Annotated in this window: 12 protein-coding genes; all 12 read right to left on the bottom strand. The window is 45.4% G+C overall.

All coding sequences use genetic code 11. The features are described from left to right. Positions 1-32: 32 nt before the first annotated feature. Complete coding sequence (locus ABDK00_RS07800; RefSeq protein ID WP_346238614.1) at positions 33-1439, bottom strand: L-fucose/L-arabinose isomerase family protein; 1407 nt, start codon at positions 1437-1439, stop codon at positions 33-35. A gap of 3 nt (positions 1440-1442) precedes the next feature. Beyond that, complete coding sequence (locus tag ABDK00_RS07795; protein ID WP_346238615.1) at positions 1443-3281, bottom strand: exo-alpha-sialidase; 1839 nt, start codon at positions 3279-3281, stop codon at positions 1443-1445. Between the two features lie 11 nt (positions 3282-3292). After that, entirely contained in the window at positions 3293-4210 is a 918-nt protein-coding gene (locus tag ABDK00_RS07790) for a glycoside hydrolase family 43 protein (protein WP_346238616.1), read from the bottom strand. A gap of 94 nt (positions 4211-4304) precedes the next feature. Continuing rightward, positions 4305-5696, bottom strand: coding sequence for a glycoside hydrolase family 140 protein (locus ABDK00_RS07785; protein ID WP_346238617.1), 1392 nt, complete (start codon positions 5694-5696; stop codon positions 4305-4307). Positions 5697-5973: 277 nt separating this feature from the next. Beyond that, positions 5974-8040, bottom strand: coding sequence for a RagB/SusD family nutrient uptake outer membrane protein (locus ABDK00_RS07780; protein WP_346238618.1), 2067 nt, complete (start codon positions 8038-8040; stop codon positions 5974-5976). A gap of 106 nt (positions 8041-8146) precedes the next feature. Further along, positions 8147-11620, bottom strand: a complete 3474-nt coding sequence (locus ABDK00_RS07775) for a TonB-dependent receptor (protein WP_346238619.1) — start codon at positions 11618-11620, stop codon at positions 8147-8149. Between the two features lie 115 nt (positions 11621-11735). Next, positions 11736-12806, bottom strand: a complete 1071-nt coding sequence (locus ABDK00_RS07770) for a FecR family protein (protein ID WP_346238620.1) — start codon at positions 12804-12806, stop codon at positions 11736-11738. A 60-nt stretch (positions 12807-12866) separates the two neighbouring features. Further along, entirely contained in the window at positions 12867-13424 is a 558-nt protein-coding gene (locus tag ABDK00_RS07765) for an RNA polymerase sigma-70 factor (RefSeq protein WP_346238621.1), read from the bottom strand. Positions 13425-13613: 189 nt separating this feature from the next. Then, positions 13614-16766, bottom strand: coding sequence for a DUF6298 domain-containing protein (locus tag ABDK00_RS07760; protein ID WP_346238622.1), 3153 nt, complete (start codon positions 16764-16766; stop codon positions 13614-13616). An 84-nt stretch (positions 16767-16850) separates the two neighbouring features. Next, complete coding sequence (locus tag ABDK00_RS07755; RefSeq protein ID WP_346238623.1) at positions 16851-18494, bottom strand: polysaccharide lyase; 1644 nt, start codon at positions 18492-18494, stop codon at positions 16851-16853. A gap of 44 nt (positions 18495-18538) precedes the next feature. Next, positions 18539-20182, bottom strand: a complete 1644-nt coding sequence (locus tag ABDK00_RS07750) for a polysaccharide lyase (RefSeq protein ID WP_346238624.1) — start codon at positions 20180-20182, stop codon at positions 18539-18541. Positions 20183-20619: 437 nt separating this feature from the next. Then, complete coding sequence (locus ABDK00_RS07745; RefSeq protein ID WP_346238625.1) at positions 20620-22599, bottom strand: RagB/SusD family nutrient uptake outer membrane protein; 1980 nt, start codon at positions 22597-22599, stop codon at positions 20620-20622. Positions 22600-22623: the final 24 nt, after the last annotated feature.

The following is a 22623-nucleotide window of genomic DNA, read 5'->3' as shown; positions in this document are numbered from 1 at the left end:
CGATTGCATATATTAGAAATTCTTTTTGCTAACTAAGCATGAACGTAGGTTTCCCAGCCCAGGTAGTTCTCCATAGCTTCTTTCAGAATGTCGGCTGTTTTACTGGCGTTCATCACAACGTGATGCTCAAAGCCATTGCGACAAATATGTTTCATCAACCCTTGTAAATCGTTGATCTTCGCTACGGCCCGGTTGCCAAAGGTTTTCAATTCATCGTCGGTTAAAGCGCCTTCTCCTACATAGGCTTTGATCACCCCGCTGCAATCATCGGTCGTGATGCGCCCATAAGTAAGCGGCATCGCCGGCGTGCGGCCATCGAGCGCGCCATAGGTATTTTCTGTACCAACAGTAGTTCCCAAAATCGGCGCCGTACTAATGCTTATATCCGGCAGGAAGGATTTCGCCCAGTTGCCGCAATGAAACAAAACACATTTGGTGTCGTCGTCGGCGTAGTTATTATTCCAATCTACCAACGCGCTCGGCGAACCACTGGCCAGCTGCATGGCGTACATACTCAGCGTTCCGGTTACGTCCACTTCGCATGCGCTGGGCAACATGTTCTCACTCATCATGCTCATGCTAGTGCAAACATTACAACCATAATTTTGCTGCAGGGAAGTCCAGCACTGAATAGCGGTACAGTCTAACGCGTTTGCCTGCATGAACTCCTCAAGCACCACATCGAGTTTTGCGATTTGAACCAGCTTTTCATTTGGCGTTTTGCCGACAGATGTGTACGCGTGGATCTTATCGAGCTTATCTTTTACCGACTGATCATCAGCGGTAAGTTTATTGGCGTTGCCTAAAATTTCCGATAGGTCGACCGTAGTAACTGAAATGCCGTTGCGCTGCAAGATTTTCTCGCTATAACGAACCGTATTGAATGCTGTCGGCCTCGCACCTACAGCCCCAATCCGCACTTTACGCAAACCTTTTACAACGCGGCAAACTGCGACAAAATTTAAAAAGTCCTTTTTAAAATCTTCATCCTGCAGTCGGCTTACATGGCGGCTTGTCAATGTGTATTTAATACCATATTGATAGAGGTTATTACAAACAGAAATCTTTCCGCACCAGGCATCCCTTCGGTTAACGACATCCAGCTTGTTCAAATCATCCGGGTAAGCCTGAATTAAAACCGGCACGTTTAATTCAGCCAGCTTCAATGTTTCTGCCACGCCTTTTTCATCGCCGAAATTGGGCAGCACCACCAGCACGCCATCAATACGGTCGCGATGTTCGCGGAATAGGGCGGCGCATTTTTGTGCTTCGGCAAATGTTTCCACACCGCCCAATTTCGAATCTGTATCGTTCAGCATGATTGGTGTAATATCATGTTGGGATAAAAAATCGATTAGTTCAACCCTGGCTTCAGCCACGAGCTTATCAGGAAAAAAATCCCTGTTACCGATAATAATTCCGAGAGTAGCTTTCGACATTTTTTATAGTTTCTGGTATTTTAAATATTCGATTGAGTAGGATGCCTCTTTGTCTTTTTCGCCTGCATTGGGCAAATCATACATTTGGTCTGTCGGTGTATCAGCATTTGGAAAGCGCCTTACACCGCCCGTTCTGAAAGTGATATGATGCACTTTGTGAATCGGCGCAAAAACTATGTTGCGATTGGGTTCGCTCCCGTTAATTGAAATCGTGTAAAGACGGGTGTTCGTATTCAGCTCAATCACAATTTCGTAGCGCTTTCCGGCTTCGTAGCGGCCGATCCCTTTGTTGCGATAGCCGGCTTTTGTAATGATGTTTCCGGTTGAATCAAATGAAATCCGCAAACAAGGCGTGTTTTTGGCATCCTGCACTTCTATATCCAAATGGCCGCGATCCGCCTGCCCGGGCGTAATACTAAATGCCAGTTTAAGATTTGCAGCCTCCGGCACCACGCGCTCTGCTTTGGCCAAATCAAAGGGGTCAGCATCTTTTAATTGCAGCGACTGTCGGCCGCCGTTTTTAACAATAGATACAGGCGCCCACAGCGGGCTGTAAATATTCCAGTTATTTAATGCTTCATCAGCGGGAAGCTTACTAAAATCGTCTTCAATATTTTGGCCATCAACCTGGCTCCTGACAGGCACCGGTATTTTTGCCACCCACATATCTTCTTTATTCATGCTGTAGGCAACCCACGCCGCTTTGCCCGGCGGATTGCCATTCATTTCCTGAATGCCCCGCACATATTGAGGGCCGTAGGATTTGTAGTTTCCGCCATATCGCATCGACGTTATCTCACCATTTACCAGCAGTAAATTTTTATAGTTCAAACCGTCATCGCTGACAGAAAGGGCCAAAGGCCACCTGAATTCTGCGGGATTATAAACGGTCAAATAGCGGCCATCGCTCGTTTTTTGTCCCCAGATTTTTGCATTCGAATTCACAAATCCGGGCGCCCGCAGCGGGCTGTATTGCCAGGTTTTACCGCCGTTGACGGACAAACTCGTCAAAGCATTTTTCCAAAAGCCTACTACGTTTCCGTTGGGTAAATGATAATAACTGAAAGCTTTTAATTCTTTCTTCAAAGGAATCAGCGGATCGTTTCTATCGGCTTCTTCCACCCATTGCTGCATCTGAAGGGGCTGCGCCAGTAACTCGTCGCATGCGGCAACAAAAGCTTTATCTTTCGATTTTTTATAAAAAGGATAGTTTGTGTTTTTCTCATTAAAATCATGGTTGTATCGGATAAAATAAACGGGGCCAAAGCTTCCGTCGGCTTTTATTTCCCGCACCACGCGGCCCACGCCGTTGCCGTCATTCGGATCATCTTTGGGATATAAGGCAATTCCATAATAACCCAATGCGAGCAATTTTTTATTTTTAGCAACATAGAACCCCATGCGTTGGTGCATGACGGCTGTTGCATTATGGGCGACTGCGGTATCTTCCTGCTTTTTAAAGCCATCCGGAATTTTGTACACCGGGAAAAGGTCAATCGGATCAGACCAGTGATAGCCATCCTTAGAAGTGAATAAATAAGTAGCGCCCGGCGCAATATGTTCCCCCACAGGATTGCTTAAAAAATGCAGGTAAAAGGTATTGTTCCAGTAGCAGAGCATAGGCTGATGATTATAAGTCCAGTTCATGCCGCCTGCCCATTCGGGATGCTCGCGATTAGCGCGGAACACCTGGATATTATGAACGCCCACGGCAGGCGTCAGCTGCCCGTGATGATAATCGACATTTGATAATGTTGTACCCACATAGCGCGCGGTATCCTGTGCAAATAATGTTGTTACAGAAAAAATAAAAATACTTATTGAATTCAGGAGATATTTCATACTTGCGATACTTAATTTTTGCCCAGCTTTTTCAGTAATTTTTTTACGAAAGTTTTCTTTACAGGCACAATCGTTCCGTGTTTATGCCCTTCCGGAATAGATATTTTATCGTTGATCGATTCAAAATGTATAAAGTCTTTTGTTGCGACAGCTTCATATGTTTTTTTTCGGTAAGAATCAAAATAGATCAGCCATTTGTCCTTCACTTTAACGGTGTTGGGCCCTTCGGTAAAATTCTCTGTAAAAGGTTTTGAAATATTCGTCCAGGGCCCCATGGGCGAGGTTCCAAAAGCGACCTTAATATTCCGTTCTGGCCTGGTATTATCTTTCAGAATTAACACATAATCGTTCGATTTTCTTTTCACAATTTGTGCATCAATCACGCTAAATTTTGGATCGAGATAAAGCTTCGCCGCTGTAAAAGATTTAAAATCTCTTGTGGTCGTGGCATATAACCGATGATTATTGCTATCTGGTTCAACACCTCTTTCGAAGCGGCCCGGAATCGTAGTGGCCCAAACGATGATATATTGATCCTGAACGTCGTCGTAAAACAATTCCGGCGCCCAAACGTTGACAGCGCCCGGCTCATGCTCCATCACCGGCACATGCTGCTGCGGCGTCCAGTGCAGCAAATCTTTTGAAGACGCCGTTCCAAAACCTTTATCTTTTTGCCAACTGCTGGTCCACACCAAATGAAAAGTACCGTCGGGCCCTTGCACCATTGAAGGGTCTCTCATCACCTTTTGCGTTCCCACTTCGGGCTTTAAAAAAACAGTATCAAAATCCTGCCAGTGATAGCCGTCATAGCTGTATAACATACGAAGCCCCGCGTCAGCGGGTTCATGAAAAGAAGTAAACAAATATGCTTTGTTTGAGCAGGATACTGCTGATATTAGAAAAATGATTATGGCAATATTTCTCTTCATCCGTATAATATTAATTTGAGCATTTTTGCAACAAAGCCTTCGTTTTAAAATTCCTTTCTGACAGCAATTGCAGCAGCGACCCTGCGTGAAAACATTATTTTTCAAGAACCAACACCCAATCGTTTCCTTCTTTCGGATCTCCCGGCGGGTCGAAGTCTATAATTCCTGCTTTGCTTTGAAGCGCAATTTTTTGTTCCGAGCCATCTTTGGGGCTATACCATTTTGCATCGCGAATCTCAAATCCGAGCTTTTCAGTCTGCACTTTAAAATTGTTGCCGGTGTAAGTATAGGCCATCGCGTAGCCCGACCCACGGGTTGCTAAAATATAATCGTAACGTTCCTTTGTATTTTCAGCTATAATTTCCTGCGCCGGTTTCCTGCTGAAATAGTCGTGGGAAAGCATCAGTTCTTTTAAATATTTCATTTGCAATGCGCCGGGAGCATTCAGTGTTTCCTGCCAGTTGTTGAACACACCGAAGTTGGCATCGGCATCTCCCATTATATTGAATTGCATAATAGCGTTCTCCCCATAGGTAAACCCCGCCCCGCCCGCAAAAACGCTCCAATATGCATATCGGCGCACTTCGGCATCGTTCCACCTTTGTTGTAAGCTATCATGCAGGCCATAGGGAATATTTTCATAAGAGGGCTCTCCATCCAACACTGGTTTTGCAGGTTGCATATTGTAATCCGTCACAACATACTTCCAGTTATCTTCGCCGTGATGATGCTTCTCGTCTGCGCTGGTGTCCTGCGCATAAGTCCGGTGCCCGCTTTGAAACATATTGAAATCCAGCCATGATTCGTTATGAAACCAATCGGTAGAAGAATAGCGGCCTCTGGGATGATAGGTCATCAAATGTGAGGGATCATATTTTTTGATCGTGGCCCCTAGTACCTCCCAAATATCTTTGCGAACGCCGCCTTCAATATCGCCACCGTTCAGCCATATTATATTGGTATCGTTTTTAAAGCGTTCTGCTAAAAAACGACCATATTTTTCCGCATTTTGCACGGTCACTTTTTCATTTTTGGCTGCTGATCCCCAAACCGGCACCAACGCCATATATATATTTCTTTTTGCCGCTTCCTGTATTACATAATCTACATGATCCCAAAAATCATACGCGGCGCTATCGGAAAAATCGTTACCCGGCGTAGTGATTGGCGCGCCTATATCTTCGTTGTCTAACGCCAGGTCGCCGTACACATTTTTTGCAGCAAGCGTATGCAGCGTCATTACCTGAATCACGTTAAAGCCTTGTTGCTGCCGGGCATCCAGGTATTTTACGACATCCTCCCTTCCCAATTTTACAAAAAGCAGCCAACCAGTATCGCCGAGCCAGAAAAACGGCTTCCCATCTTTTGTTTGAAAAAATCTGTGGTTTTCAGAAATTTCAAGAGCGGGCGGCATATCCTGCTCCTTCGTTTCTGAACAACCTAAGAAAAACAACATGGCCAGGATGGGGGCAAATAATCGCTTCATAACTATTGATACAATGAATTGAGCAAGCTAAAATTTACGTTATAAAAATATCCGGCATCCGCAGCAATAAAAGCAGACAACCACCTGAGCATCTATAATAACAGACCTACAGGTTCTCTAAAGTAAACAGAACAGGCAAGAAAAAAACTATTTAATAATTATTTCCATCAAGATGGAAATTTATTCCATCCTTTGATTTTCGCCGGCTTGTTTTACTTTAAAAAGAATAAAAACCCAGGTCCTGAATAGGACCCGGGCCATCATAAGCTTTCAGTGACTAATAACCATTGTTTCCAAATTCATCTGCGTTATTAATCTGATTGAGAAAATTGAAGGGAATAGGCCGTTTATAATGTTTTGTGGGAACAAAATTTGAAAAGGCTGTTCTGTTATATGTTTGAAGCCGCGGCTCAAAGGCTTTATTGCGTTTCAATAACGCCCAGCGGTTATACTCGCCACAAAGTTCCCTGGCGTATTCATCGAAGACGTCGTTCATTGTGGCGGTAGTCAACTGCATACCTGTTACGGTGTTAAAATCGGAAATATTCCGGCAGGCACGGCGGCGCACCTGATTCAGGTAATTTGCCGCCGAAGCCCCATCGCCACTATTCACATGCAGGGTTGCTTCTGCGGCGATCAAATAAACTTCTGCCATGCGCATAATCATAATATTGCCCAGTTTCTGCTGGAAGTTTCCACCCAGCCAGCCCCCATCGAAATTGCTGTTAAATTTCATCATCGCCGGAAATAAATTTGCCAGGCTGGAAGGCGTAAATCCGTTGTTGGAGGTCACGGTTTTGTAGGTGCTCCCAGTAGGATCGGCAGACAAATCAAACAGATCGTCAATATTCACCGTAACATGTCTCCTTGTTCTTTTTTCGGCAGCACTAAGCGCGTCTTTACTCAAATAGGCGAAAAACCGGTCTTCATCTGCGGCCAGAGGATATGGGTGTACATTGGCATTTGAAATCGTCATCAGATCAGATAAAGCGCCGCTATGTGCCCCGCTTTCCCAAATCATGGGAATATACTGCCAGGTAGCGTTTCGGGATGCATTCCGGGCGTTGACATCCGCATAAGGATAGATCTTTTCACCGACATGACTGGGATCGATGCCATATTTTGAACACATGGCCGCCGTGAGCGTAACGGTTGCCGCATTATACTCAACCCGCGCCGGAGATGGTGCGCTTGAACCTAAACTTGCCAGCGCCTGAACACCCGAATAGTTGGTAAAAGCCGTTACAAAAGTGTTTTCCCATCTTTTGTCATATTGCGCATTAAAACAATCGACCAAATATTTGGTGGGTGCGATAAATTGCTGATTACATCTGCCATAATAGGCATTGGAGCCATTTGAATTGACGCCTCTTTTCAAAAGGTCTGAAGTACCAAATGCATCATCGAGTTTGGGATAATAATGCAAATAAATATTGGGTTTGGAATTGCCCGTGAAATAATCGTAAGATTCACTATAGGGGTCCAGCCCATAAGCTGTGAACAGCGCTTCCGCGTTATTGCGGTTATTCGCAGCAGCAAAAACACTCGAAAAATCATCGTATAAGCTGGCATTGTAAAGGCCCATATTATTGATTAAAGTATCGGCAACTTCTTTTGCCCGCAACCAATAAGACTTACCTCCCTCATTAAAGCCCTCTCCGCCTCCCTGGGCATATACGCGGGCCAGCAAACCAAGCGCGGTCTTTTTGGTAACTCTTGCCGGATTATTATCATAGGGTTTGACGGGCAGGTTTTCAAAAGCAAACCTCAGATCCGAAATAATTTGATTATAAATATCGGCAACACTATTTCTCTGAGGGCTTAGATTTTTAACCGGATCATCGATCAACACTAAGGGAAGCTCGCCAAACTGAGCCACCAACACCGAATAATAATAACCCCTCAACAGGCGTGCTTCAGCCACAAGTACATTTATTTCATCTGCGTTTCCGTCTACAAGATTTCCCGAAAGTTGAATTGTTTTATTACAATCTTTAATCGAGCCCCACGCATAGTCCCACACGTTTCTTACAACGCCGGAATTGTTGGTAAACTCTTCGTAGGCAATCACATCCCGATATTGATTGTGATTACCATAAGGAAAAGTCCATAAATCGGTGCCCACTTCGGAAACAATCCCATAGGGCATGCCCATTAGCGACCCCCAAAGCCCTGTATAACAATTAGACTGATATGCTTTCCAGCCCTCAAAATCCTTAAGAACTGTTTCTTCAGATAATGTGGTGGGATTATATTCTTTTAAACTACAAGACGATACAGCGCCCGCAATCACGATGCATAGCACTGTGGCGCGCAAGCATTTGATTATATTAATACGTTTCATTTTTTATTTTTTTCAGGATGAACTCTTAAACAAGCCACTGTGCTTTTCTGTTTGCTTTTACCCTTTCCTTTGCAATGAGTTCACACCTTTGTTTGATAATTAAAAATTAGAAGGTCACATTCAAACCCACTACCATTTGCTTTGTCAAAGGATAACTAAGTTCTCCGTTCATCTCGGGGTCATATTGTTTCAGGAGATGGCTTTTTGCTACAACTACAGGGTTGGTGATAGTGCCATACAAACGTAACCTTGAAATGGCTACTTTCTTCAGCAGGTTATCTGGCAATGTATACCCCAATGTGATATTTTTAATTTTGAAGAATGATCCATCAACATAGCTGAGGCCCGAAAAGCCCGTCATTGTGGAACTTGTGGCCAGATAGTTCATCACGGGAAAATCATTGGATGGATTTTCAGGCGTCCAGTAGTTAAAGTATTCGGGGATGGTTCTCGACGGGCTTGCATTAGTGGCAAAGCCGTTGGGCTGATACCAGCCGAGCATATTATAATTAATCATTTGCCCCCAGCGGAAATAGGAATAAACTGTTAAGTCGATATTTTTATACTTAAACCCATTTTGAAATCCAAGCGACCAATCCGGATTGCTATGCCCCAAAATCTGATAGTCATTATTGCTGTAGGTATAACGTGCATTTGCGCTGGTTAGATCTGCATTGTACTTTTGTGCTTCCAACAAATCATTATAATAATAAGTAACAGTTCCATCTGTTGCCGTTTTCGCATATACGCCTTCCCCCAGGCGGTTCATACCCGGCACATTCACTTTTAGATCTCCCGGCCGCTTATTAAAAACAGCCGCATCCTTTTCTTCACCAATTTGCCATACGCCGTCCAATTTGTAATTTCGAAAGGAGTTGACCGGTTCGCCAATGGCAAGCACATAATCGCCGTTGATGATATTATTGGCAATACCGCTGGTTAACTTTTGTATTTTTTCCCGGTTATACGCAAACGCTACCGAAGAAGTCCATTCAAAATCATTGGTGACAATATTGCGTGTATTCAAGGTCACCTCCACGCCGCGGTTAAAAGTTTCACAAATATTAAGGTAGGTTTGATATTGCGTTCCCGGTCTGTAGGTGCCATAAATGATGGGAGAAGTAACACTGAAAATCACACCATCCGTTTTCGTGGTATAATATTCTAATGCAAGATCAATTCTATTTTTAAACAGCGATGCATCTAAGCCAATATTGGTATTATTTGATTTTTCCCATCCCAGATTTGGATTGGTTAAAAACTGCGAATTGCGGAAAATAGGCACCGTTAAGCCGCCCAGCGACATATTGGTGCTCTCCAGGTTGGCAACGGAACTATAAGGATCAATTTTTGCCGATCCCGTGATACCCCAGCCCACACGGAATTTCAGGTTATCAAGCCAGTGCCTGGCGCCTTCCATAAACTTTTCTTCGGAGATCGTCCACCCTGCGGAAAGGGCGGGGAAATTATCCCATTGATTCGCCTCGTATAAAACAGAAGAGCCGTCGCGCCGAACAGATGCAGTAAACAGGTATTTGCTCAAATAAGAATAATTTAAGCGGCCAATCAATCCGAACGTTCTCGACATATTGTACGAGGACAAAGCAGTAGTGTTGACGTCTCCGCTGAATTTGTACCATTTAAAATTGTTGGAAAGAATGTTGCTTTGGTTCATGGAGGTTAGTTCATTTTGACTATCGTTCCAGGTGGTAACGCCTGTTACCGTCACATCGTGATCCCTGGCAATCTTAAAATTATAAGTCAAAATGTTTTCCCACTGATAGCCAAGCGAGCGGTTTTGAATAATTTCAGCCTTTGCAATCCCGGCGTTCGTGTAGGTATAGTTTACAGATCCGATACCATCAAACCGGTAGGAATTTGAATGATTGAGCCAGGTTCCCAAACGGGACAAAAAGCTTAAACCTTTTAGCGGCCGGAGTTCCAGGTAAGGATTTACAAAAAGTTTTAAATTATTATCAACATTGGCATAAACACCGGGCTGATAATCCAGCAAAAGATTATAAACATTGTTGCCCAAATCGGGGTTTAAAGTTCCGTCATCTTTATAAGGCTTTACAAGCGGGTCTGTAACCAGTGCATTTTCAAGTTTATCCTGGGCCTTGTCTCTGTCTACATATGATGCCTGAAGATTACCGCCGATAGAGAGCCACTTTTTGATCTTATGATCGATACGCATGCTGGTAGAGAAAAGTTTGTATTGATCGCCTACATACTGGCCCTTTTCGTCTGTATAGTTAAATGATATATATGCCTTGGTTCTTTCATTGCCGCCTGCGACACTCAGGCTATAGTTCTGCGTAGCCGCATTTTTCCTCAAAAACTCATCCGCCCAGTCGACAAAATTTCCTGCTTTAAAAGTTTCATACCGGTTGGTACCAAAAATGGTTTCATCATCTGCTGCAGATTGCCACAACGCTCCAGTGGTGGTCCACTGATTTGCAGCCGCATCCCAAACATATTTGTAAGCGTCGCGTTTGGTTTGCAGATAAGCGTCGCCGCTGCGCATTTTGGGAGTTACCGACCATCCGTTGTAGCCATAATAGGTATTGAAATCGACGGTAACTCTACCTGCCTTACCACTTTTTGTGGTGATAATAACAACACCGTTGGAACCTGCCGAACCATAAACTGCGGTAGACGACGCGTCTTTTAACACTTCTATCGATTCAATATCATAAGGGTTGAGCGTGGCATAATCGCCGGGCAAACCGTTGATAATAAATAATGGTGTTCCGCTCGCCGTGAACGAACGCGTGCCGCGCAGCTGCATATTCACTCCTGCGCCCGGTTGGCCGGAAGTCCGCGTAATATCAAGTCCGGCAACCCTGCCCTGCAAAGATTCCATAGGATTTGGGCCTGGCCTGGCTGTAATTTCCTCGCTTTTTACCGAAACGATAGCGCCCGTAAGATCCCGCCTCTTGGTTGTACCAAACCCGATGACCACCACTTCTTCAAGCCGGGAATCCGTTTGCTCAAGCGTAACATTCAGGTTATCCCCCGATCCGAGCACCAGTTCTTTTTCCACGTAACCGACGATCGAAAAAATCAGCGTGTCCCCGGTATTGGCGTCGAGGGAAAACCGTCCTGCAGCGTCGGTTACCGTGCCCACCTGAGCACCCTTTATTCCTACCGACACATTCGCCAGCGGCTGTCCTGCTGCATCGGTTACAGTGCCGGTGATAGGTTTGATAATGTTCGCTTCTATATCATCACTTGCCGAGATCACGACTTTATAGTCATCGATTACTTTCCAGGAAACGCTGCCACCTTCAAATACCTTGGCAAGAAGCGCGTCTAAAGAAGCATTCGTGGCGCTAACGTAGACCTTCTTATTCATCTGAAGCTGGTCGCTGCTGTAAAAAAAAGAATAATCAGATTGCCTTTCAATCTGTTTAAATAAACTTCGGATGGTTGTTTCCTGCGCAGGGATATTAAGCACCTTTTGTCCATAATTGGCCGCTGACACATGAAGCGCAAGAAATAACAGAAGGCACATCAGTTTCATAACAAGCATGGGTTTCCGAAGCCAAAAGCGGCCCGAAAGTTTTGATTTTTGCATAACTTTGAATTGATTTTTATTTTTTAAATGGCATTAACGATTTTTAATGCTGTTTGAACCGGAGAATGTTGACGCATTCTCCTTTTTCATTTTGTTTTAGATCATAAGCGATTTGTTATTTTATTATGAGTGTGTGATCAGATAAATTATATCGAAACGGGTTTGAAAGATCCAGTATTTCCAAAATCTGTAAAAGGTTGTCCGTATCGAAAGCGCCGGTATATTTTTGGTGTTTGGCCTTGTCGGATTCAAATATGACGTTTACTGCAAAAGAGCGCTCCAGATCCTTCGCAATTTCTACCAGTGGCTTGTCCACAAAAATCAGCTTATTGTCTTTCCAGGCAGTTTCAACAATATTGTTGTCCAGTGGTTTCACCTTTGAAACAGCCACCTTGAATAAGGCTTCTTTTGATGATCGGATATTTTCCTTCACTTTCACCACCGTCACTTTTTGAGAAGGCTCGAGCTGCAGTTTTTCGCGCGGCTTGCTATTTACAAACATTTCAATTTTACCTTTTAAAAGGGTTGCCTCCCAGGCCTCGTCGTCATAATCCTTCACATTAAACTCTGTTCCCAGCACTTTTATTGTCGCCCTCGACGTTTGAACAACAAAAGGCTTTTTTGCATCATGAGCAACATCAAAATATGCCTCGCCGGTCAGTTTAACTGTCCTTCCGGTTTTATTAAAATGCTCATCATATTCCAAATTGCTATTGGCATTGAGATAAACAACAGTGCCGTCTGGCAGTTTCAATTTTGATTTATCAGACAGGGCTTTGGGGGCTTCCACCACAGCCGTTGGTTCAACCTGCCCTTTTCTGAAGAAAAATACTTGAGCCATAATCAAGGCGGCTATGAGGGTTGCGGCAACAGCGCCCATCCTGAGCAGGCGGACTTTTCCCGCAGCCAAGCCGGTACGCGAAAGGTTTCCACGATTTGCATCTAACTGAACATCCTTGTCGGCGTACATCATCTTCACTGAATGTGCGGCATAAGCCTGATCTGTGAGATTTTCAGCATGCGCAGCATCGAGTTGCGGAAAACCCTTTAACTGGTCGAGCAAATATTTAAAATCGGGCGCTGATTCCAGGAGCACTTCCAGCTCCCGCAACTCCGCTCCATTAGCCGATCCCGCCAGTTTGAGGGCAATTAATTGATACAATCGTTCCTGTAAATCATGATTCATGATGGCAACCTATACTCTTAAGACAAGACAAAAAAGATTTACCGTGAATGAAAAAGAAAATTATTGCTGCTGATAAGCATCGAGCGCCGCCTTCATTTTTTTTAGCGCGAGCCGCATATGCGTTTCAATAGTGTTTTGGGAAATTTGCATAACCTGGCCAACCTGGCTATAGTTCAATCCGAATTCTTTAACCAGGCGGAAAACCATCTGGCATTTTGGAGGGAGGCCATTGATGGTTGAGAGGAGCAATTGGTGAACTTCGCTATAAATGTATTCCGATTCCGGATTAAAGCCGACTTCATCATACTCGGTGCCATCCTCTGTTAAAATAAATTTTCTGTTAACCGCGCTATTGATGTAGTTAAGACATGCATTTTTGGTTGCTTTAAACAGGTAGAGCTTCAGGTCTTTTATCAAGATGAGCTTTTCGCGCGCCGTCCACAGCTTTAACAAAACATCCGAAACTATTTCTTCTGCAATCTCGGGCTTGCCCGTTAAATTGTTGGCAAAGCGTCGCAGAGAAGGGTAAAAATGGTAAAACAATTCCTTGTACGCCCGCTGATCGGAGGCGTTTGCAATACAAGCCTGCAAATGTCTTATATAATCGCTATCTGGCAACCTACGTTTTTTGAACTGATTATCGCTCCGTGTTTTTGCTTATTCACGGGCGAACAATTTTCAGACGGTGAAACCGGCAAGTTGAACAACTATCTGATCATCATCATATCGTCCATATCGAAACATTTCCCGATATAAAATTACTAAACGAATGCTTTAGGCCACGCAAATCTTTGCAACCTGCCTTCGCTACCTGGTAAGCCATGCCAAACGGGCATTGGGAGGAAATGTGATTTGTGTTTTTGCACCTCCGCTGATCGATTTTTTTTCTGAAATAAGCGCACCAGTGGCATCATCAATAAACCTTACAGTAAATTCCCCCGGCATTGCCGACAAATCAACGGATGCCGGCCCGCCTTGTTCCACATACAGAATCATTCCTTCTTTTCCTGCCAAAGCGTATGGACTCACTTTTTCTGAGGGCTGCATTTTAGCAGCTGCTTTTAAAAATTCCTGATCTACCTTTTGCGGTAGTGCGGGCAACGAGCCTCCCGCGATAAAAACTGCCCAGCCGTATCTGTCATATCCATCTCCGGAATACATGACCGCCTTATCCGGATATTGTTCGCGGTAGGTTTTCACCGCCCTATATACCTGATCAAAAGAAGTTGACTTAGGTTTCAAAAGCCGCGCCCACTGGCGGGGCGCCAGGTTCTTTCCACCAGTCGGAGCATATAGAGTGCCATCCGCCTGGTAATGCCAATATTTAATATCAATAACGTCAACCACCGAAGCATATTTTGGATTGCTCAAAATGGCGTCCTGCACGTCTTTCGTCGCGCTGAGCCCAATTAGCTGCCGGCTGCTTTGATGGCTTTTTTTCCAGTTGCCAATTGTTTCGAGCCAAAATTCTACAAAATGCAAAGGGCCTGTAAATTCCTCACTGGCAAATTGAATCACCGAAGCATTATCCTTAAAATTATTCAGGCATTGGTTGATGTATTGCTGATGTAGCTGCCGTCTTACAGGCTGTGACACATCATAAAATTGCTCCGCATAAAAAATACGTTTATCTCCGGCATAATTTACAGGCTCGACAAAACCAGTGTTGTTGATATTGTTGGCTGTACGCCAGGGGAAATCGGCGTAGTGCGCTCCCGCTTCGATGATATTGTGTTGAAAGTAGTTTTGATGCAATAATACCAACCCTTGCTGATCGGCCAGATCGGCAAACGTTTTCATTCTGTCCCAGTACCAGCTATTGTATTTAGTAAGGTCATATTTACTCAATCCATCCCAGGCCGTATCCTTCCCGCTGCGCGCGAAAGGTAGTTCATAAAACGGAGGCCAAACATCGCCGCTCATGCGTCGTATTCTTTCATGGTCATCGCGCCGGCGATCGTACCAAAGGCCATAATGCTGATTTAGCGCTACGATGTGATGCGCTTTCATAGAATCGGCAACAGCTTGCAGATCGTCGGTAACACCCGCGCCTGACCTGCCGGGTACAAAACGGGTGATCGCCATTTTTTGACGCGCTTGTTGCAGGTCTCTTGCTTCCACACCGCCGCTCCACCAAGGCACTTCCTGTATTTTTCCAGCGGCTAACACACCCGTATTTTTAAATTTCAGCAATCCGTCTTTTAATTCAATTCCCGCTGGACGCGCTACCGACCATCCACCCTTATCAACGATTTTTATGGCTACCGCCCGGCCGTGACCGGTACTGATGGCGTTGCGGCTGGATGCATTTAAAATCCATGTTTTCATTTCCACTTTTGGCAGGCCCGCTTCTTTGGTAAGTTGTTGCGCCACTTCTACGCTGGGGCTGCTCGACGCTTCAGATCCCATATCAAGAATGGCCGCCTGATCGGCAACGTCTTTTTGTAACCGCTGCTGTAATTGGGTGTAGTAGAAACTACGAGGCGACATGTGATTATTTGATTCTGCCCAGAAGCCATTGCCAGCAAATTCGCTCCAGGAGCCATAAGACCAGTTCTGCGCCGTCGGCGGCTTGTCGCATTCTATCAGGGCCGCACTGCAATTCCAGAAAAAGCAGTTGGCACCCGACCATCCCGCACCGCGCCCATCCTGTCCCCTGTTCCCGACACGAATGGCATTGCCATCCACCTGCATAATATCGAACAAAACGCCCGAGGCCCACATACCCGCTGTGCCACTGAAACTATAAGGGCGTTCAGCAACACACTGCACAAACGCATTGGGCCCAGCCGCTGCGTGGCCAACGCTGTAGTCATGGTAGCCATTTTCAGAAAAGCAGCGCTGAAACAAAGTTTGCTGGCCTCTTGTAAAAAAAGTGTTGCGCCGTTGGCCGCCGATCTCGGAGACTGGAGCTGTCGCAATGCAGTCTTCCACTGTTACCCGCTTAACGGTTTCGTTTATAAAAACAGCCGAGCCGGCAAAGTGCCTGAATGAAACCTGCCGTACCCAAGCATCTTCTGCATTATTAAAATTAATAGCTATCCATCGGTGTTGCTCGTCTTTCAAATTGGCCGGATCATAATCGGATATGAGCGTCAGGTTTTCTATGCCAATATTATGAATCCGTCCGGGCCAGCTGTATTTCGCTACCAGGCCACCTCCAAATTTTTGATCGAGCGAAGTAGTTATGGGAACGTCTATCGTTATTTTTTTTCCATCAATCGCTACGATTTTTCGGTCGAAATAAAGATCTACGTCTCCGGGTTTCCAGCCCAAAGCAGAAATGCCACCGCCAAAGCTCTGCGTCCCCAAAGTCTCAATCCACTCCTGTGTTGACGGGCGTTTGATCTGAATATCATCTCCTGGCCGAAGGCCGGATATATCTTCTACCCCAAAAGCCGTTGCTCCTACCGGAACATAAGGCTGTGTTATCATTTTTTCAGAAGCTACTTGTTTATCATTTTTGCCGGACACGCTGATCAATCCATTTCGCTCAACACCGGTTCCTTTAATAACAGTTTCGTCTTTCGCTCCGAAACCGCGAAGCACAATGCCAGAAGCCTTTAGGTGGAGATGGCCTGCAACTTCATAAATGCCTTTTGATAACAAAACAGCTCCCCGAAAGCCATTTTGATCAGGCTGCATCGACGCTACTTTATCGATAGCCGATTGGATGGCGGCCGTGGCATCGCCCTTTATAGGCGGCACTATAACTTTTGCGTCTATCGTCGGGATCGCTTCATTGGAAGCCTTATAACCACAGTAGGAATAGTCAGGAACGCGATCGCCAGTGACTGTGTCGGCGTTATATTTTATCTGGCTTCCCTGCACCACAACCGGCAGTATCGGCTTTGGTGGCTTTGGCTTTTGAGCGCTAACATCCAATATTGCTAAAAAACTCATAAGCACGCCGGCAACCACCACGCGGAGTTTCCTGCCGGCAGTTGATTGTTTCAACATTGAAGCGGGTATGATAGTAGTACTGCAGCACAAGAGTGCGACGCAACAAAAGATAAATAGTAGCACAGGCGCCGGTTTGAAAAATTAATATTTACTAATGCCCCTGGAAGGTTTTACAATTGCAATATCGACCAAACTGTTCAAATAATTTTCAATATTGCTATACCCGTTTTTCGAGATTTTGGCTGCATCAGATGCATCGTTCGCATTGAGTTTATGGGCTTTTTCGTAATCATCGGGCAGGCCGTCGTTATCGCTGTCAGCATAAGGCGTTCCTGTATAACTGGGGTATCCACCCACCTGCGACGGATGCGTTATAATTCCTTTTTTGTAAGAGTCTTCAGGCAGCCTGCGTTTGATATAACGGCCATGGTAGGGTTTGGCGTTGTCGCTATACACAATTTTACCGGTTCTCGCTTCTTCTACGATCCTTTGGTCGACCGCGTCGCGCATGGGCAGTATAGCGCCCACATTTTTAAGTACATAAGCGTAGGCATCTTCGGTTTTCATCACGGTAACGGGAGCCAGCTGCAGCGGCTTGTTTACGCGTATGGCCGCTAACAGCTCTTCCACATTTTTTGCTTCGGGCTGCACGCCGCCATCCCAGTTGTTGGCCGTCACTTTAGCATTGCCTTCGATGATATTGCCGGAAACATAAGCTTTACCAAAATTTTCTTTGTTGGCCGCATCTCTTCCAGATTCGGGCTTGAGGATGCGATAACTGATCGGTTCGCCAGCAGGCGTGATAGGGCCGGGCTTATAATAGTTGTTAATGAAATTGTACATCGAACGATGGTCGCCGCCATCGGCGCTCCTGTTCCACCAATTGAATACCACGTTGTTGACAAAATTGAAATCGCCATACATACCCACCGAAGGATTGCGGCTGATATTGTTGGCCCAAAGGTTTCGCGTAAACATGCTGTTCAGGCCGCCGATCGTGCTGGCGAAAGCATGATTGTAAGTATCTAAGGCTTCAGAAAAAATAGAATTCTGAATAGTGACATTGACGGTGGGGAGTTTTTCATTTTTACCCTCGCGATCATAAACATGGCGATACATACTCATGTTTTCATCGAGTCCCCAACTGGCCGACACGTGGTCGATGATGATATTGCCGACACCGTTGCCGCCGAGCGCGTCATCGCGACGGGTGACTTCGGTTGCGCCACGACGAAAGCGCATAAAGCGGATGATGACGTCGTGCGTATCTATCAACACTGATTCGCCGGCGATACAAACGCCGTCGCCGGGGGCGGACTGTCCGGCAATCGTAATATAGGGCGCGCGGATATTAACGGGTGTTTTCAACTGAATAATTCCGGCTACATTAAAGACAATAATTCTTGCCCCACCCTGCTCGCAGGCCCAACGAAAACTTCCGGGGCCGCTGTCGTTCAGGTTGGTCACCACCAACACCTTTCCTCCTCTTCCGCCGAAGCTGAATTTCCCGCCACCTTCGGCCCCGGGAAAAGCCGGAATTTTTGCCTGCGGCAGATCAGAAGGCTTTGCAGCCCATGGTATAAAAGGCTTGCCGTTCTTCGCATCTGCATCAACAATTTTTTTTGCCGCTGCCCAGGCTTCTTCAGATAATTGTTGTTGCTTTTTTAGCGCCGCTTCCGCAGAATCCTCTACCGCCTTGGGTATCACCGGATATTGCGCGGCGGCATTATTTGAACTGAAAAGGAAGCAGGCAACCGCAATGGCACTTGCAAAGTATTTTTTCATTTTTATATTTTTAAGATTTGCCTGATCGCTACAGGATTATTTGCTTATTTTTTTGCAATAGCCGGTACCACATCATAAACATTCACCAGGCTGTTTAGGTACTCTTCAATATTAGTGTAACCGGAGCGTGACTTTGCAAATTGCGAAGCGTCCGAAGCGTCATTTGCGTTGAGGCCTTTTGCTTTTTCATAGTCATCAGGCATGCCGTCGCTGTCCGCGTCTTTGTAAGGGCTTCCTTTATATTCCGGATAACCTCCCACCTGCGAAGGATCTGTAATGATACCAATTTTATAAGAATCGATAGGCAGCCGCCTGTGTTCAAACTGCGTAGCGGGCAATTTCACGTTTGGTAAAGTTTTCACCACGCCTGTTTTTGCCTGCTCCACGATGCGGGCATCTACGGCATCGCGTTTGGGAAGCGTAGCGCCGGCGTTTTCAAAAACATAATCTCTGGCAGCCTCGGCTTTTAATATCACGAGTGGTGGCATGATAAGCGGCTTGTTCTGTTTCATATAATCCATATGATCAGCGATATCATATTCATCTTCCAATTGAACGCCACCATCCCAGTTGTTTTTAGTAACTGCCGGGTAACCCTCCATGACATTGCCATTCACATAAGCCCGGCCATATACCTGGTAAGGTAATTTACTGCGGCCGCTTTCCGGCTTTAAGATGCGATGGCCGACGGGCGTATTTTTGGGGGTTGCGGGACCGGGTTTAAAATAGTTATTGATAATATTGAACTGCGCGCGGTAGTCGCCGCCATCCACCGAGCGATGCACCCAGTTATATACCACATTATTTACAAAATTGAAAATACCGTTCCAGCCAACCGAAGGATTACGCCCGGCATTATTGGCCCAAAGATTTCGCATAAACGTACAATTTTCGCCGCCCAAAGTGCTGCCAAAAGCATGGTTCCAGGTATCCAGCGCTTCGGCAAAAATGGAGTTTTGAATGGTGATATTTACCGTTCCGAATTTGTCTTCTATTTTGCCTGTGCTGTCGTTATACATGTGACGATACATACTCATATTTTCATCGAGCCCCCAGGTTGCCGACACATGATCAATCATAATATTTCCCACGGGATTACCACCGATCGCATCATCTCTTCTTCCCACCCATGTTTCCCCTCTTCTAAACCTCATGTAACGAACAATTACATCGTGCGTATTGATCCAAACAGACTCGCCTGCGATACAAACGCCATCGCCAGGCGCTGATTGTCCTGCAATTGTAATGTAGGGCGCGCGGATAATTAAGGGTGATTTCAAACGAATGATGCCTGCCACGTTAAAAACCACGGTCCTCGCACCGCCCTGCTCACAAGCCCAACGAAAACTTCCCGGCCCGTCGTCATTCAGGTTGGTCACTACATACACTTTACCGCCGCGGCCGCCCTGCACATATTTCCCTCCGCCTTCCGCTCCGGGAAACGCAGGAATATCCGCATGCGGCAATTCATCATAACGCGAAGCCCAGGGAATATAGGGCCTGCCTTCTGTTGCCTGCTTTTTAATAATCGGATAAGCAAAGGCCCACATTGAATCGGAATGCTTTTCTGCATTCTGCATTAAGATCCTGGATTTTTCCTGATCTTCTTTTGGGATTTTTGGATATTGGGCGAAGGAGTTATAAGAAACGCCGCAAAGTGCTACAATAAATAGAGGCTTGAATTTCATGAAATCGTTTTATTTATAATCGTATTAAGCGTTGACTAATCGTTACCCTTGTTGCAGATCCTATTTTTTATTTGTAAAAACCAATGCGTCAAAAAAACGGATTGTACTGAAAGACTTTTTTATTTGACGTCGTTAACGTCGCGTTCCGTTGCTTATTTTAAAAATTATTTGTAAAAAAAACATTTATTAAAACGGGCACTAAAAAAGCTGAGAACCGTGTCTCATCTGACCTAAAAAGAAGCAACCATCATTAACAAAAATGGTGCAAGATGGCAGCACTATTATCGTTTTAAAGTTTAAAGGTAAAGCTGCGGACTACTATCGACAATGCACGGATTAACTAAGCAACTGTAATATTTTACTGATTGTGAGAAATGGTGGCAAAAAAAAGCCGTTCCGTAAGTGTACGAAACGGCTTAGTCCCAAAAATAAAGCGCTTATTGCCGATAGTCAAAAGTGCCGGGGCTGCCGGAATAATCGTTCCACCCAATGGTTTGTAAAAGCCATGGATTGAGCGACAGTGCTGCACTGTTCAAACCAGATATATAATAATTTTGCCTGTAAGAAATGAACAGCGGATTTCCTGAAGCATCTCTGTCCACGGGCTGATCGGTCGCCACAATCACAATATTATTATCAAAGAAAGTTTTCAGATTGTTTAATTGTGTTTGAAAGTCGCTCGCATCCGGGTCAACTGCGATAGAGCCCCTGGCTGCTGTCAGCGGATCTGTATTGCCAGACAAAGTAGTTTTATATTGCCAATGGCGGCCTGTGCGCGTTTTGCCATTGATGGGCGCTATTCCCAGTTTAGCGCAAGTGGTGTTGCCTGCACCTGCGTCATCATTATAGAGCATCCAACGCTGTGCATCCCAATAGCGTTTTCCTTCGTAGGCCAGCTCAACCTGGCGCTCATACAACACCGCTTCTATAGCCGCATAGCGCGATGACAGGCTACCTAAACCATAATTATTAGCTGCAGGAATGCCTACCCGCGCACGAATTTTTCCTAAGTAAGTTATTGTGTTTCCGGCGTCGCCTTTTGCTGCGTAGCACTCTGCAATATTCAATAATAATTCCGCATAGCGATACTCCATAATATCGGTGCCAGAATAAGCCAGACCGTCCACTGTGCTTGCATTGGGCGGGTTCGTCATTTTACGTACAACAGCAGGACTGTTCACCTGGTTTCCATCGCTGTAGCCCGTCCTGTTGCCGCTATATACCCAGCGATACATCCATACAACACTATTCACACTCACTTCTTTAACCGGCCATTTCATACCCGAAAAAGCAAAAGTGCGATAAAAGCGCGGGTCTCTGTTCATAAAGAAATGTGCTGAATCATACCCGTTAGCGGCCGTAGGACGTGAACCATCTGCAAGCGGAAAAAGATCTATCATTTCTTTGGGCGCTGATATACCCCCTGAGCCGGTTTGGCTGGTGAGCCTTATACTTCTTTCCCAGCCATTGCTGTTCACTCCTGAGGAGGCAGCACTTTTTGATAATAGCTGCACCATGATCGCTTCTTTATTAAAAGCGTTATCATTTTTATACCACATTTCTGCCCAGTCTTTGGCTGAAGACCCATATAACCCGTAACCGGCAGCTGTTAAAGCAGACTCTGCTGCAAGGCCTGCGTCCAATGCTTTTTGCCAGCGGTCATTGCCCGGATTATCCCAATCGGGATTGAACAACGGGCTTGCAAAGGTTAATAACACGCGGCTTTTCATCGCCAATGCGGCGGCACTTGTAAAACGTCCATAATCAGCAGCACCCCATGTCGCAGGCAATAGCGTGGCAGCCATGTCCAGGTCAGCGACAATTTGCGCTACTACTTCGGCCGGCGTTGCCCGTGGATGCTGAATGGCGGGGTTGTCGGCAGCAGCCTCTTCCACTTCGGTTACAATAGGTACACCGCCATAAACCCTCATCAGTTCAAAATATTGCAAGGCACGCAAAAAATACATTTGCCCTCTTGCTTTATTTTTAAAATCTTCTGAAAGCTTCTGCCCTTTCTCATCAATTTTCTCTAAGAGAAAATTCGCTGTTCTTATGCGAGTATAAGGTTCATTTTTCGGATTCGCTGCAAGCGCAGAACCGAAATACCCATCGGCCTGATTGGCGTTTACCAATGTTTTTTGTGAGTTGATATAATCCGTCACCGTACCTCCGATCTCTTCTGTCGATCTGGACCTCGTATCATTATACGTCCCTACCAATGAAAGAATCGGCGAACGATAAGCTGAAAAATAATCGTAGTAAAGACGGTCGATATACCAGCCTGTTAAAACCTCGTTGGCGAAAATGCTTTCGTCATATTTGTCGAAGCTTTTCATGTCTTCCAAAAACTCCTGTTTACAGCTGGTAAAAAAAGAAGCGCTTATAAGAAGGAAGGCAAATATTTTTATCTTTTTCATCTGTTTGTTTTTATTGTCAGACTT

The sequence above is a fragment of the Niabella insulisoli genome, from assembly GCF_039652435.2.
In the GTDB taxonomy this organism is placed as follows: Bacteria; Bacteroidota; Bacteroidia; order Chitinophagales; family Chitinophagaceae; genus Niabella; species Niabella insulamsoli.
The sequence above is the reverse complement of the archived record's forward strand: the minus strand, read 5'-3'. Positions and strand labels throughout refer to the sequence as shown.